Below are 13,458 nucleotides of genomic sequence, written 5' to 3'. Positions count from 1 at the left end.
TCTGCTACGATGAATGAGGGAGTGGCCATGACCATGCCGATCCAGTTTGATACAGCGCAATACATCAAGACGCTAACCGATGCAGGTATCCCGCATGAGCAGGCTGAAGCACACGCGGAGGCCTTGAAACTTGCGATGAGCCAGCCGGTGGCAAACGACTCCGACCTGGCCATTCAGCGAGCTGAACTGCACGCGATGTTTGCGGAGCACGAAGCAAAGATGATTGCTCTGATAGATGAGCGGCTCAGCGCCAAGCTCAGGCCGATCTACTACTGGCTTGGCGTGCTGACGGTGATGCAGGCCATCACCATGACCAAAGTCTTCCTTTAGTCCGCTTTTTCTTCTGGCGCCGTGGTGGCTTTGACGAACATCGGCGACAGGATCACGCCAATCTCAAACAACAGCCACATCGGAACGGCCAGCGAGAACTGGCTGACGATATCAGGCGGGGTCACGATGGCGGCGATCACGAAAGCGGCCACGATCACGTAACCGCGCCACTCGCGCAGCTTGGCGACCGACACCAGCCCCATACGTACCAGCACTACCACCACCACCGGTACTTCAAACGCGCAGCCGAAGGCCAGACACATCGACATGACGAAGTCGAGGTAGTTCTCGATATCCGGCATCACCGCAATCGAGGTCGGCGACACCTGGTTGATGAAGGCGAACACCTTGCCGAACACCAGGAAATAACAGAACGCCACGCCCGCCATGAACAGCGTGGACGAGGCAATCACCAGCGGCGCCACCAGGCGCTTTTCATGCTGGTACAAGCCGGGCGCCACGAAGGCCCACATCTGGTACAGCACCCACGGCAGCGACAGGATGAAGCCGAACAGCAGCGTCACCTTCATCGGCACCAGGAAGGGCGAGATCACGCTGGTGGCGATCATCTTCGAGCCCACCGGCATGGCGGCGATCATCGGCGCGGCGATCAGGTCATAGATCCTGGATGGGCCGATGCCGAAGCCAATCAGGGCCGTCATCACCGCGATGCAGATGCTGGCCTTGACCAGGCGGTCGCGCAGCTCAACCAGATGGCTGATGAAGGTCTCTTCGACGGGTTCTTGTTGACTCATTTAGAAAAACGATGCGTTCTTGCGGCTGCCGGGGCGGTGGCGCTTCATGCGCGCCGCGCCGGAGATGACGTGGGTGCGGACGCCTGCCTGCTGCTTGTACCACAGCGGCACGGCCGAGCTGCGCACCACGCGTTTGCGGCGGAAGTCCTTGGCCTTGCGCGCCATGTCTTCGCTGGTCGGGGTGTACAGGTCCAGCGCCGGGGTGGTCGTTGGCTGGTCGCGCAGCGCCGCCTCCACCTCCGCCATATCCTTGCCGATGGAATTTTCCATCTCGTCCTTGAAGGTGCTGGCAGCTTCCTCGGCCTGCTTGCGCAGGTTCTTCAGCTCATCCAGCTCCATCTCGCGCGAGACTTCGGATTTGACGTCGTTCAGGTAGCGCTGGGCGCGGCCGTACAGCGTCCCGGCCATGCGCGCCACCTTGGGCAGCTTTTCCGGACCGATGACGACCAGGGCCACTACCCCGATGACGGCGATTTTGGTAAGACCGAGGTCGATCATTGCTGATTACTGCTTGGTCTTTTCCTTGGCTTCGACCTCGATCGTGCCTTTGTCGGTCACCTGAGCTGGTGGAGGTGCAGGCTTGTCTTCATCCGCGCCCTTGACGCCATCCTTGAAGCCCTTGACGGCCTTGCCCAGGTCGGAGCCGATATTGCCCAGTTTCTTGGTGCCGAACACCAGCATCACGATGACGAGGACAATCAGCCAGTGCCAAATGCTAAAGGAACCCATTACAAAACCCCTAAAAAAACGTTAGTTTGGACAGTATACGCGAAGCGCACCCCGTCATGTGCCTGTCATAAGCTCAAGTCCGCATGCCGCGCCATGGACGCGGGCCGCCGTACAGGTGCATATGCAGGTGATACACCTCCTGGCCGCCATCCGGACCACTGTTGATCAGGGTCTTGTAGCCGCGGGTCGGGGTGCCATCCGCCTCGTAAGTGACGGCGATGTCATGCTGCTCAGCCAGTTGCGGCACCAGCGCCAGCATCTTGCCCAGCAGGGCGGTGTGCTCCGGCTTGCAGTCAGACAAGGTCGACAGGTGCAGTTTCGGGATGATCAGCAAGTGTACCGGTGCGGCCGGGTGGATGTCCTTAAACACCATCAAGTCGTCGTCTTCGTGCACCACGTTCGACGGGATCTGTTTTGCTGCAATCTTGCAGAACAGGCAATTTTCCACTTTTATTCCTTACGGGATGCTTTTTCTTCGAGGCCGGACAAACCTTCACGGCGCGCCAGCTCATCAAGTACCTGCTGCGGCGACAAATCGAATTGCGCCAGCAGCACCAGCGAATGGAACCACAGGTCGGCGCATTCGTACAGCACTTTCGATGCATCGCCGCTGACGCGGGCGTCTTTCGCCGCCATCACGGTCTCGGTGGCTTCCTCGCCGATCTTTTTCAGGATCGCGTCGTCGCCCTTGGAAAACAGCTTGGCCACGTAGGAGGACGACGGGTCGCCGCCCTTGCGCGATTCGATGGTGGCCGCCACGCGGTCCAGTACATTGCTCATTTTTTCACTTCCGCGTAAATCTCTTCGGGGTCTTTCAGCACCGGTTCGGTGTTCTGCCAATCGCCATTTTCGAACTTGTTGAAGAAGCAGGAGTGGCGGCCGGTGTGGCAGGCGATCGAACCTTCCTGTTCGATCTTCAGCAGCACCACGTCTTCGTCGCAATCGAGGCGGATTTCCAGCACTTTCTGCACGTGGCCGGACTCTTCGCCCTTATGCCATAGCTTCTTGCGCGAGCGGCTCCAGTAGACGGCCTCGCCCAGCTCCACGGTTTTGTAGAGCGCATCGCGGTTCATCCAGGCGAACATCAGCACGTCGTTGCTGCCGGCTTCCTGGGCGATGACAGGCACCAGGCCATGCTCGTCCCACTTCACCTTGTTCAGCCATTTGGCTTTGGCGACATTAGCTGCAATTGCGGTAGCCATTGTGTGTTCCCCGAAGTTTAAGAAAGGCGCATGGGAATGCCCTGCGCCGCCATGAATTGCTTGGCTTCCTGTACGGTGTGCTGGCCGTAGTGGAAGATGCTGGCTGCCAGCACTGCATCGGCATGGCCCAGCTTGACGCCGTCGGCCAGGTCCTGCAGGCCGCCCACGCCGCCGGAAGCGATCACCGGGATGTTGACCGCATCGCTCACCGCGCGCGTCAGGCCCAGGTCGAAGCCGGACTTGGTGCCGTCGCGGTCCATGCTGGTCAACAGCAGTTCGCCCGCGCCCAGCTCCGCCATCTTGCGTGCCCACTCGACTGCATCGAGGCCGGTGGCGTTGCGGCCGCCGTGCGTGAACACTTCCCAGCGCCCAGGCGCCACGTTCTTGGCGTCGATCGCCACCACGATGCATTGGCTGCCGTGCTTCTGCGAAGCTTCGTACACCAGTTGCGGGTTGGTCACGGCGGAGGTGTTCATGCTCACCTTGTCGGCGCCGGCGTTCAGCAGGCGGCGCACGTCTTCCACCTTGCGCACGCCACCGCCCACCGTCAGCGGGATGAAGACTTGCGATGCCACGGCTTCGATGATGTGCAGGATCAGGTCGCGGTTGTCGCTCGACGCAGTGATGTCGAGGAAGGTCAGTTCGTCCGCGCCCTGCTCGTCGTAGCGGCGTGCGATTTCCACCGGGTCGCCAGCGTCGCGCAGCTCGGTGAAGTTGACCCCTTTCACGACGCGGCCATCGGTCACGTCAAGGCAGGGGATGATGCGTTTAGCCAGCATATTCTTTACTCTGAAAGTTCGTCGGCACGTTCCTGCGCCGAAGCCAGGTCCAGCGTGCCTTCATAGATCGAACGGCCGCAGATCACGCCTTCGATGCCTTCGTCCTGCACTTTGCACAGGGCTTCCACATCGCTGATGTTATGCAGGCCGCCGGAGGCGATGATCGGGATGCGCACTGCCTGCGCCAGGCGCACGGTGGCTTCGATGTTCACGCCGCCCATCATGCCGTCGCGGCCGATGTCGGTGTAGATGATCGATTCAACGCCGTAGCCTTCGAACTTCTGCGCCAGGTCGATCACTTCGTGGCCGGACAGCTTGCTCCAGCCATCGGTCGCCACCTTGCCGTCCTTGGCATCCAGGCCCACGATGATGTGGCCAGGGAAGGCGCCGCAGGCATCCTGCAGGAAGCCCGGGCTCTTCACGGCGGCGGTGCCGATGATGATGTAGCTGATGCCGTCGTCGAGGTAGCGTTCGATGGTGTCGAGGTCACGCACGCCGCCGCCCAGTTGCACCGGGATTTCAGGCAGGTCGAATTCTTCCGCATAGTCTTGCACGGCTTTGAGGATGGACTTCACCGCGCCTTCGTTCTTTGGCTTGCCGGCGAAGGCGCCATTCAGGTCCACCAGGTGCAGGCGGCGCGCGCCCTGATCCAACCAGTGGCGGGCCATCTTGCCCGGGTCGTCGGAGAAGACGGTTGCAAGTTCCATATCGCCTTGTTTCAGGCGAACGCAGTGACCGTCCTTGAGGTCGATAGCAGGAATGAGCAGCATGATGTTGTTCTTGAGGTTAAGGATTCCAGTGGATGAAATTTTTGTACAGTTGCAGGCCGGTGGCGGCACTCTTTTCAGGGTGGAACTGTGTGGCAAAAATATTGTCGCGGGCTACCGCGCAGCAGAACGGCTGACCGTACACGGTCTCGCCGACGTTCTGCGCATCGATCTCCGGCTGCGCAAAGTAGCTGTGCACGAAGTAGAACCAGGCATTGTCCGGAATGCCGTCCCACATGGCATGCGGCACGCGCTGGCGCACCTGGTTCCAGCCCATCTGCGGCACTTTGAAGCGCGAGCCGTCTTCCTGCACCTGGCCTTCGAGCTGGAAGCGCACTACCTTGCCTGGCAACAGGCCCAGGCCCGGCGTGTTGCCGTTTTCTTCGCTGGCGTCGAACAGCATCTGCTCGCCCACGCACACGCCCATCATGGGCTTGGACGCGGCAGCGCGCATCAGCGCTTCCTGCACGCCCGACTCACGCAGACTGCCCATGCAGTCGCGCATGGCGCCCTGGCCGGGCAGTACGATGCGGTCGGCGGCATCGATGGCGGCGGGATCGCCGGAAATCATTACGTCGGCTTCGGGCGCGACCGCACGCAATGCCTGCGCAACGGAGCGCAGGTTGCCCATGCCGTAATCGACTACTACGATTTTTTTCATGTCAGTCAGCCGGTGTGTCGTTACAGGCTTCCTTTGGTGGACGGGATGGCGCCAGCAGCGCGCGGGTCAAGTTCGCTGGCCATGCGCAGGGCGCGGCCGAAAGCCTTGAACACCGTTTCGCACTGGTGGTGTGCATTGGTGCCGCGCAAGTTGTCGATGTGCAGCGTGACGCCGGCATGGTTGACGAAGCCGCGGAAAAATTCCAGCGTCAGGTCGACGTCGAACGCGCCGATCATCGCGCGGGTGAACGGGATGTGGTATTCGATGCCCGGGCGACCGGAAAAGTCGATGACGACGCGCGACAGCGCTTCATCCAGCGGCACATAGGCATGACCGTAGCGGCGGATGCCCTTCTTGTCGCCAATTGCCTTGGCGATCGCCATGCCCAGCGTAATGCCCACGTCTTCCACCGTGTGGTGGTTGTCGATGTGGGTGTCGCCGGTGGCTTCGATATCGAGGTCGATCAGCCCGTGGCGGGCGATCTGGTCCAGCATATGGTCGAGGAAAGGCACGCCCGTGTTCAGCTTTTGGGCGCCGGTGCCATCGAGGTTGATGGCAACGCGGACCTGGGTCTCGCTGGTGTTGCGAGTGATTTCTGCGGTGCGGTTCATGAAAAGCTCTTGAGTTTCGCTTCAGGACGCCAGGGCGGCTTTCAGGCCGTCCAGCATGATTGCGTTTTCCTCGGGCGTGCTGACCGTGATGCGCAGGCAGTTGGCCAGTACATTGTGCATTCTACCCACATTTTTGATCAATACCTTGCGCTCCAGCAGTTTGGCATGAACCTGGTCGGAGTTCGGTACGCGAATGAGGATAAAGTTTGCCGCCGAGGGGAAAACGTTGACACCCGGCAATTCCGCCAGTGCCGCCGACAGCTCGCTGCGCTGTTGGCGCAACAGGGCGGCCTGCCCATTCAGCACCTCGAGGTGGTCGAGGCAGAATTCGGCGGCGGCCTGGGTCAGGACGTTGACGTTGTAGGGTGGGCGGATCTTGTCGAATTGTTCCAGCAGGGCTGGCGCGCACGACATATAGCCAAGGCGGATGCCCGCCAGGCCAAGTTTCGACAGTGTACGCATGACGATCAGGTTGGGGAATTCAGGCAGGCGGCCCATGAAGCTTTGTTGCGCAAATGGCTCATATGCTTCATCGACCACGCACAGGCCCTTGTCGCCCAACGCATTGATGACTTGTTCGATATCGCCGGCAGCAAACAGGTTGCCGGTCGGGTTGTTCGGGTAGGCCAGGAACACCAGCGCAGGCTGGTGCTGTTCGATGGCTGCCAGCATGGCCGCCAGGTCCAGCGTCAGGTCGGCCTTCAGCGGTACGCCGACGAAGTCCATGCCCGCCACCATGGCCGAACGCTGGAACATCACGAAAGACGGCGCGGGCGCCATCATCACGACGCGGCGGCCTTCCGCCGGCTGCAAAGCGCAGGCTTGCGCCATGATGGCAATCAGCTCGTCGGAGCCATTGCCCAGCATGACGTCATAGCCTTGCGGTACACCCAGCTTGGTCCGGATGCGTTGCTTGATGGTGTCGTAGCTGGCGACCGGATAGCGGTTCAGCGCGACGCTGGCGATACGGTTCGCCAGTTCATGATGCAGGTGGCTCGGCAGCACATATGGATTCTCCATCGCATCCAGCTTGATAAATCCGCTGGCATCCGGCACATGGTAGATGTGGTCGGAACGCACATCCTGGCGGATCGTATTGGCGATAAGGCTGTCGAGGGACATCTGCATTACTCCTGTTCTAAAGCCTCGCTGGGCAAGGGCGCCGATTTGGCCCTGCGCCCTCTGCGTGGCGGAGGTGTCTGACCCTGCGGGTCCGACACCGGTTTACCGGTTTCGGCTAGCGCCTCGAGGCGCCTCCGAGCTATGTCGCAATACTCCGGATTCAACTCAAAGCCGACAAAATCACGCCCGCAGCGACGCGCGGCAACAGCGGTCGTCCCGCTGCCCATGAACAGGTCCATCACCACGCCATCCGGCGGGCAACTGGCCTTGACCATGCGCTCGATAATTTCCAGCGGCTTTTGCGTCGGGTGATCGACCCGTTCCGCATGCTCCCGGTGCAAGCGCGATACGCTCCACAGGTCCTTGGGGTTGTAGCCCACTTCCAGCCATTTCGCGCCGACGAAGATCGAGCGTGAACGGGCTTTCTTGGTTTCGGCGTCATACGGGATACGCACGGCGTCGAGGTCGAAGTAGTAATCCTTGCGGCGCACGAAAAAACCAATCGTGTCGTGCACCGACGAAAAGCTGCGGGTACTGCCGCCCATGGAAGGCACGCGGCGGTCCCAGATAATTTCATTCATCATCGTCATGCGCTTTTTCAGCATGACGAAAATCTCCGGCGAGTAGCGCCAGGTCAGGAAGATGTACAGGCTGCCGTTCGGCTTCAGTTTCGGCAGTGCCGCGTCGATCCAAGCTTCGGTCCACGCCAGGTAGTCTTCCATCGACTGCTGGTCGGAAGTGTTGCCGTAATCCTTGCCCAGGTTATAGGGCGGATCGGTCAGGATCAGGTCGACGGAACCATCCGGGACGCGGGCCAGTCCGGCCATCGCGTCCTCTTGGAAGACCTGGTTTTTCCAAGGATGGGATGAATGCGTCATTTCAAGCGCAACTCCGCGCTGCGGGCGTGGGCTTGCAAGCCTTCGCCGTAAGCCAGTTCGGCCGCGATCTTGCCCAGCGTCTGAGCGCCGACTTCGCTGACATGGATCACCGAAGAGCGCTTCTGGAAGTCGTACACCCCCAGCGGCGACGAGAAGCGCGCGGTGCGCGAAGTCGGCAGCACGTGGTTCGGGCCGCAGCAATAGTCGCCCAGCGATTCGGACGAGAAGCGGCCCAGGAACATGGCGCCGGCGTGGCGGATCTGGTCGGCCCACTGCTGCGGGTTCTCGGCCGAAATTTCCAGGTGTTCGGCAGCGATGCTGTTGGCGATGGCGCAGGCTTCCGCCATATCACGCACTTTCACCAGCGCGCCGCGGTCGCGCAGCGAGGTTTCGATGACGGCCTTGCGCGGCATGGCCGGCAGCAGCTTGGCGATGCTCGCTTCGACTTGCGCGATATAGCCGGCGTCAGGGCACAGCAGGATGGCTTGCGCCAGCTCGTCGTGCTCGGCCTGTGAGAACAGGTCCATCGCCACCCAGTCGGGGTCGGTGGTGCCGTCGCAGATCACCAGGATCTCGGACGGGCCGGCAATCATGTCGATGCCGACGGTGCCAAACACGCGGCGTTTGGCCGATGCGACGTAGGCATTGCCCGGGCCGACGATCTTGTCGACCGGCTGGATGGTTTCCGTGCCGTGCGCCAGCGCCGCCACGGCTTGCGCGCCGCCGATGCCGATCACGCGCGTCACGCCGGCAATCGCAGCCGCAGCCAGCACCATCTGGTTCTTCACGCCGTCCGGGGTTGGCACGACCATGATGATTTCCTGCACGCCGGCGACTTTGGCCGGCACGGCGTTCATCAGCACCGACGATGGGTAGGCAGCTTTGCCGCCAGGGACGTAGATACCCACGCGGTCCAGCGGCGTAATGCGTTGGCCGAGGATAGTGCCGTCGGCTTCGGTATAGGTGAAGCCTTGCAGTTCCTGCTTCTGGCGCTCGTGGAAGGCGCGGATGCGGTCGGCAGCGGTTTGCAGCGCGCTGCGTTGCGCAGCTGGCAGCGCTGCCAGGGCTACCTCCATTTCGGCCTGGCCAATGTCGAAATCGGCCATCGACGCGGCTTTGGTGCGGTCGAAGCGGTTGGTGTATTCCAGCACGGCTTCGTCGCCACGTGCGCGCACGTCGGCGATGATCTTCGCTACCACGCTTTCGATGGCATCGTCGGTTTCAGCTTCAAAGGCCAGCAACGCGTCGAGCGTTTCCTGGAAGTCGTCCTGGGTGGAGTCGAGCTTGCGGATCATATTCATGCTTTCGCCAGCGAGGCGCGTTCAAAGGCTTCGATAATCGGTTGCAGGCGGGTGCGCTTCAGCTTCATCGCAGCCTGGTTCACGACCAGGCGCGAAGAGATGTCCATGATCTCTTCCACTTCCACTAGGTTGTTGGCGCGCAGCGTGCTGCCGGTGGAGACCACGTCGACGATCGCGTCGGACAGGCCAACCAGCGGCGCCAGCTCCATCGAGCCATACAGTTTGATCAGGTCGACGTGCACGCCCTTCTTGCCGAAGTGCTCGCGCGCGATCGTGGTGAACTTGGTCGCTACGCGCAGGCGCGCACCCTGGCGCACCGCGGTCTCGTAATCGAACCCGGCACGCGTCGCCACCGACATGCGGCACTTGGCGATATGCAGGTCCACCGGCTGGTACAGGCCTTCCCCGCCGTGTTCCAGCAGAACGTCCTTACCCGCCACCCCGAAGTCCGCCGCGCCATGCTGCACATAGGTCGGCACGTCGGATGCGCGCACGATCAGTACGCGAATGCCAGGGTCCGAGGTAGGCAGGATCAGCTTGCGGGAGGTTTCCGGATTTTCGAGGACTTTGATGCCTGCGGCTTCCAGCAGCGGCATCGTGTCTTCAAAGATCCGGCCTTTCGACAGGGCGAGGATAAGTTCCATAACGATTTATTTGATACGGGTGATATTGGCGCCAACGGCGGACAGCTTGTCTTCCATGCGGTCATAGCCACGGTCCAGGTGGTAGATCCGGTCCACCAGGGTTTCGCCCTTGGCTGCAAGGCCGGCGATCACCAGCGACGCCGATGCGCGCAGGTCGGTCGCCATCACCGGCGCGCCGATCAGCTGCTCGACGCCGTCGATGTAGGCGGTATTGCCATCGATGGAAATCTTCGAGCCCAGGCGGTTCATTTCCTGCACGTGCATGAAACGGTTCTCGAAAATCGTTTCGGTCACGCGGCTGGAGCCGTTGGCGATCAGGTTCACGGCCATGAACTGCGCCTGCATATCGGTCGGGAAGCCCGGGTATTCGGTAGTGCGGAAGGTGACCGGGTTCGGGCGCTGATCCATCTGCGCGCGGATCCATTTGTCGCCCACGGTCAGTTGCACGCCCATTTCACGCAGCTTATCCAGCGCCACGTCGAAGATGTCGGTGCGGGTGTTGCGGATGGTGATATCGCCACCGGTGGCAGCAACTGCGCACAGGAAGGTCGCCGCTTCGATACGGTCGGAAATTACTTCATGCCTGGCGCCGTGCAGTTCCGGCACGCCCTGGATCACCAGGCGGTCGGTGCCGATGCCTTCGATCTTGGCGCCCATCGCCACCAGCAGGTTGGCCAGGTCTGTCACTTCCGGTTCGCGCGCGGCGTTTTCCAGGATGGTCTCGCCTTCGGCCAGGGTGGCCGCCATCAGCAGGTTCTCGGTGCCGGTCACGGTGATCATGTCGGTGACGATGCGGGTGCCCTTGAGCTTCTTGCACTTGGCGTAGATGTAGCCGCCGTCGATGCTGATCTCGGCGCCCAATGCCTGCAGGCCTTTGATGTGCTGGTCGACAGGACGCGAACCGATCGCGCAGCCGCCCGGCAGCGAGACCTTGGCTTCGCCGAAGCGCGCCAGCAATGGGCCCAGCACCAGGATCGAAGCGCGCATGGTTTTCACCAGCTCATACGGCGCTTCGTACTTGTCGATCTTCGAGCCGTTCAGCGTGACCTTCTCGCCGTCCTGCTCGACCGACAGACCGGTCTGACGCAGCAGCTTGAGCATGGTCGCCACGTCGTGCAACAGCGGCACATTGGTCAGTTCCAGGTCGCCCGCGGTCAGCAGGCCCGCGCACAGGATAGGCAGGGCAGCGTTCTTGGCGCCGGAAATCTTGATGTCGCCGACCAGGCGTTTGCCGCCGGTGATAAGCAGTTTGTCCATATTGTTCTTATCCTTGGAATTCTTCTGGGGTCAGGGTTTTCATCGACAGCGCATGGATCTCTTCGCGCATGCGGTCGCCCAGCGCGGCATACACCAGCTGGTGGCGCTGGATCGGGCGCTTGCCGGCGAAGGCAGGCGACACGATCACGGCCTGGAAGTGCTGGCCGTCGCCCTCAACTTGCAAGTGGGTGCATTCAAGGCCGGCAGCGATGTAGCTGTGGATTGCTTCTGGAGTTGTGGTCACGTTGAATTCCTCAATAAATCAGTGGCGCAAGCGATAGCCGCTGCGCAGGAGTTTGATAGCGAGCAGCGCCAGCCCCACCAGGAAAGCGGAGACGATGGCGACGCTGACCCATGGGTTCACGTCGGACTGCCCAAAGAAGCCGTAGCGGAAGCCGTCGATCATGTAGAAGAACGGATTGGCGTGCGATACGGCCAGCCAGAAAGGCGGCAGCGAATGGATCGAATAGAACACGCCAGCCAGGAAGGTCAGCGGCACGATCAGGAAATTCTGGAAGGCTGCCAGCTGGTCGAACTTCTCGGCCCAGATGCCGGCGATCAGGCCCATGGTGCCGAGGATGGCTGCGCCGAGCAGTGCGAACACCAGGATCCACAGCGGCGCGGTGAAGCTCAGGTGCGCGAACCAGGCGGTGATGGCGAACACGCCAAAGCCCACGGTAATGCCGCGCACCATCGAAGCCAGCACGTAAGCGGAGAAGATCTCCCAGTGCGACAGGGGTGTCAACAGCACGAACACCAGGTTGCCGGTGATCTTGGACTGGATCAGCGAAGAAGACGAGTTGGCGAAGGAATTCTGCAGCACGCTCATCATCACCAGGCCCGGGATCAGGAAGGCGGTGTAGGTCACGCCCGGATACACCTCGACGCGGCCCGACAGCACATGGCCGAAGATCAGCAGGTACAGCATGGCGGTCAGGATCGGCGCGGCAATCGTCTGCGTGGCGACCTTGTAGAAGCGCAGCGTCTCTTTATAGACCAGGGTGCGGAAGCCGGTGGTGATCATACGATGTTCTCGTCCATGATTTGCAGGAAGATGTCTTCAAGGTCGGCCTGCTGCAGCTGCATCTCGTCGATGCTGATGCCGCCCTGGCGCAGGCGCGCGAGGATGCATTCCACTTCCGCGTAATCGTTGATGCGCAGGCTGTACTTGTTGTCTTCCGGAGGATGGTTCAGCAGCGGCTGCAGCTCTTCCGGCAGGGAGTTGTGCGGCAGGTGCAGCACCAGTTGCGAGCCGGAGATGCGGCGGATCAGCTGCGACATGGTATCCAGCGCCACCACTTTGCCCAGCTTGAGCATGGCGACGCGCTTGCACATGGCTTGCGCTTCTTCCAGGTAATGCGTGGTCAGCACGATGGTGTGGCCTTCGCGGTTCAGGCGCGAAATGAATTTCCACAGGGTCTGGCGCAACTCGACGTCGACGCCGGCGGTCGGCTCATCCAGCACGATGACCGGCGGTTTGTGTACCAGCGCCTGCGCCACCAGCACGCGGCGCTTCATGCCGCCGGACAGGGCGCGCATATTGGTGTCGGCCTTGTTGGCCAGGCCCAGCTCTTCCATCACCTCGTCGATCCACTTGTCGTTGTTTCCGAGGCCGAAGTAGCCGGACTGCAGGCGCAGGGTTTCGCGCACGGTGAAGAAAGGATCAAACACCAGTTCCTGCGGCACCACCCCCAGCTTCTTGCGCGCGGCGCGGAAATCCGACACCACGTCATGGCCGTGAATCTTGACCCCGCCGGCGTCGGCGCGAATCAGGCCGGCAATGATGGAGATCAAAGTGGTCTTGCCCGCGCCGTTCGGACCGAGCAAGCCAAAGAACTCGCCCTCTTCGATTTTCAGTGACACGCCGCCAAGCGCCTGCAGCGCCTTATAGCGCTTCTGGACGTTGCTGATTTCGATTGCTGTCATGCTTACTTGTATAGATAACTGGGACAACGATGACCGTTGCAAAGGCGCGCGCTCAACAGGCGCGGTAGACGGTCAATTATATGGGAAATTCGGTTCGGGCTCGCTGGACCCGTATTTACTTAGCGGTGCCAGGTGCTGACAGGCGGAGCCTGCTAGCCCCTGATACCGCTAATTTAGCGGCGGAGGGGGAGGCGGGGGTCAATGATGATGCAGGTCGGCGGGCGACACGAGCGTGCACACGCCGTAGAGCTTGGTCAAGCTCTGGAGCTGTCCTGGCAGGTTGCGCAGTTCCAGCTTGATGCCGTGTTGAACGGCAGCGCGCTGCCATGCCAGCATGACTGACACGGCAGCGGAGTCCACGGTTTCCACCTGGCCCAGGTCGAACACGGTCTGGCCGGCGCGCAGCGCAGCCAGGCCCTGTGCCAGCGCTTCCGTGGCATTGGCCACGGTCAGCGTCTTCAGCGACAGTTGGTTGGAAACAGTGGTGTCAGGCATT

The 13,458-nt window shown here is 61.5% G+C and carries 20 protein-coding genes; 1 reads left to right on the top strand and 19 read right to left on the bottom strand.

The features are described 5' to 3' along the window. The first annotated feature begins 27 nt into the window (after positions 1–27). Positions 28–330, top strand: a complete 303-nt coding sequence (locus ASD58_RS28800) for a hypothetical protein (protein WP_057265692.1) — start codon at positions 28–30, stop codon at positions 328–330. On the opposite strand, the gene tatC is transcribed toward ASD58_RS28800, so the two are convergent. The 19 genes from tatC to ASD58_RS28705 all read right to left on the bottom strand — a co-directional run bounded on the left by tatC (position 327) and on the right by ASD58_RS28705 (position 13,457). Continuing rightward, on the bottom strand, positions 327–1,085 hold the full coding sequence (gene tatC / locus ASD58_RS28795; RefSeq protein WP_057265690.1) for a twin-arginine translocase subunit TatC: 759 nt from the start codon (positions 1,083–1,085) through the stop codon (positions 327–329). The two genes, ASD58_RS28800 and tatC, sit on opposite strands and share 4 nt — an antisense overlap. Then, positions 1,086–1,583, bottom strand: a complete 498-nt coding sequence (tatB, locus tag ASD58_RS28790; RefSeq protein ID WP_057265688.1) for a Sec-independent protein translocase protein TatB — start codon at positions 1,581–1,583, stop codon at positions 1,086–1,088. It abuts the gene before it with no gap. Between the two features lie 6 nt (positions 1,584–1,589). After that, on the bottom strand, positions 1,590–1,814 hold the full coding sequence (gene tatA / locus ASD58_RS28785; RefSeq protein WP_057265686.1) for a Sec-independent protein translocase subunit TatA: 225 nt from the start codon (positions 1,812–1,814) through the stop codon (positions 1,590–1,592). Positions 1,815–1,887: 73 nt separating this feature from the next. Then, positions 1,888–2,262, bottom strand: a complete 375-nt coding sequence (locus ASD58_RS28780) for a histidine triad nucleotide-binding protein (protein ID WP_057265684.1) — start codon at positions 2,260–2,262, stop codon at positions 1,888–1,890. A gap of 2 nt (positions 2,263–2,264) precedes the next feature. Next, entirely contained in the window at positions 2,265–2,594 is a 330-nt protein-coding gene (locus ASD58_RS28775) for a phosphoribosyl-ATP diphosphatase (RefSeq protein ID WP_057265682.1), read from the bottom strand. Continuing rightward, on the bottom strand, positions 2,591–3,016 hold the full coding sequence (gene hisI / locus ASD58_RS28770; RefSeq protein ID WP_055938965.1) for a phosphoribosyl-AMP cyclohydrolase: 426 nt from the start codon (positions 3,014–3,016) through the stop codon (positions 2,591–2,593). The genes ASD58_RS28775 and hisI overlap by 4 nt, the downstream gene beginning before the upstream one ends. 17 nt (positions 3,017–3,033) lie before the next feature. Further along, on the bottom strand, positions 3,034–3,795 hold the full coding sequence (hisF, locus tag ASD58_RS28765; RefSeq protein ID WP_057265680.1) for an imidazole glycerol phosphate synthase subunit HisF: 762 nt from the start codon (positions 3,793–3,795) through the stop codon (positions 3,034–3,036). A 5-nt stretch (positions 3,796–3,800) separates the two neighbouring features. Then, complete coding sequence (gene hisA, locus ASD58_RS28760; protein WP_057265677.1) at positions 3,801–4,565, bottom strand: 1-(5-phosphoribosyl)-5-[(5-phosphoribosylamino)methylideneamino]imidazole-4-carboxamide isomerase; 765 nt, start codon at positions 4,563–4,565, stop codon at positions 3,801–3,803. Positions 4,566–4,581: 16 nt separating this feature from the next. Further along, positions 4,582–5,223 (bottom strand): imidazole glycerol phosphate synthase subunit HisH, encoded by a 642-nt coding sequence (gene hisH / locus ASD58_RS28755; protein WP_082565758.1) that lies wholly within the window; start codon positions 5,221–5,223, stop codon positions 4,582–4,584. A gap of 20 nt (positions 5,224–5,243) precedes the next feature. Beyond that, positions 5,244–5,834, bottom strand: a complete 591-nt coding sequence (gene hisB, locus ASD58_RS28750) for an imidazoleglycerol-phosphate dehydratase HisB (protein ID WP_057265675.1) — start codon at positions 5,832–5,834, stop codon at positions 5,244–5,246. A 21-nt stretch (positions 5,835–5,855) separates the two neighbouring features. Next, on the bottom strand, positions 5,856–6,956 hold the full coding sequence (gene hisC, locus ASD58_RS28745; protein ID WP_057265856.1) for a histidinol-phosphate transaminase: 1,101 nt from the start codon (positions 6,954–6,956) through the stop codon (positions 5,856–5,858). Between the two features lie 5 nt (positions 6,957–6,961). Next, positions 6,962–7,783, bottom strand: a complete 822-nt coding sequence (locus ASD58_RS28740) for a site-specific DNA-methyltransferase (protein WP_229210141.1) — start codon at positions 7,781–7,783, stop codon at positions 6,962–6,964. A 47-nt stretch (positions 7,784–7,830) separates the two neighbouring features. Then, positions 7,831–9,135, bottom strand: a complete 1,305-nt coding sequence (gene hisD / locus ASD58_RS28735; RefSeq protein ID WP_057265671.1) for a histidinol dehydrogenase — start codon at positions 9,133–9,135, stop codon at positions 7,831–7,833. Then, on the bottom strand, positions 9,132–9,779 hold the full coding sequence (gene hisG, locus ASD58_RS28730) for an ATP phosphoribosyltransferase (RefSeq protein ID WP_057265669.1): 648 nt from the start codon (positions 9,777–9,779) through the stop codon (positions 9,132–9,134). The genes hisD and hisG overlap by 4 nt, the downstream gene beginning before the upstream one ends. Before the next feature lie 6 nt (positions 9,780–9,785). Next, complete coding sequence (gene murA, locus ASD58_RS28725; protein WP_057265667.1) at positions 9,786–11,036, bottom strand: UDP-N-acetylglucosamine 1-carboxyvinyltransferase; 1,251 nt, start codon at positions 11,034–11,036, stop codon at positions 9,786–9,788. Between the two features lie 7 nt (positions 11,037–11,043). Then, positions 11,044–11,280: a BolA family protein gene (locus ASD58_RS28720; RefSeq protein ID WP_028103535.1), complete on the bottom strand. Its 237-nt coding sequence runs from the start codon at positions 11,278–11,280 to the stop codon at positions 11,044–11,046. Between the two features lie 18 nt (positions 11,281–11,298). After that, positions 11,299–12,060 (bottom strand): ABC transporter permease, encoded by a 762-nt coding sequence (locus ASD58_RS28715; RefSeq protein ID WP_057265665.1) that lies wholly within the window; start codon positions 12,058–12,060, stop codon positions 11,299–11,301. Continuing rightward, positions 12,057–12,962, bottom strand: coding sequence for an ABC transporter ATP-binding protein (locus tag ASD58_RS28710; RefSeq protein WP_057265663.1), 906 nt, complete (start codon positions 12,960–12,962; stop codon positions 12,057–12,059). Before ASD58_RS28710 ends, ASD58_RS28715 begins: the two co-directional genes overlap by 4 nt. Positions 12,963–13,160: 198 nt before the next feature. Further along, entirely contained in the window at positions 13,161–13,457 is a 297-nt protein-coding gene (locus tag ASD58_RS28705) for a lipid asymmetry maintenance protein MlaB (RefSeq protein WP_057265661.1), read from the bottom strand. Between the last annotated feature and the right edge of the window lies 1 nt (position 13,458).

The organism is Duganella sp. Root1480D1 (assembly GCF_001427305.1).
In the GTDB taxonomy this organism is placed as follows: domain Bacteria; phylum Pseudomonadota; class Gammaproteobacteria; order Burkholderiales; family Burkholderiaceae_D; genus Rugamonas.
This window is presented reverse-complemented; position numbering and strand designations above follow the sequence as displayed.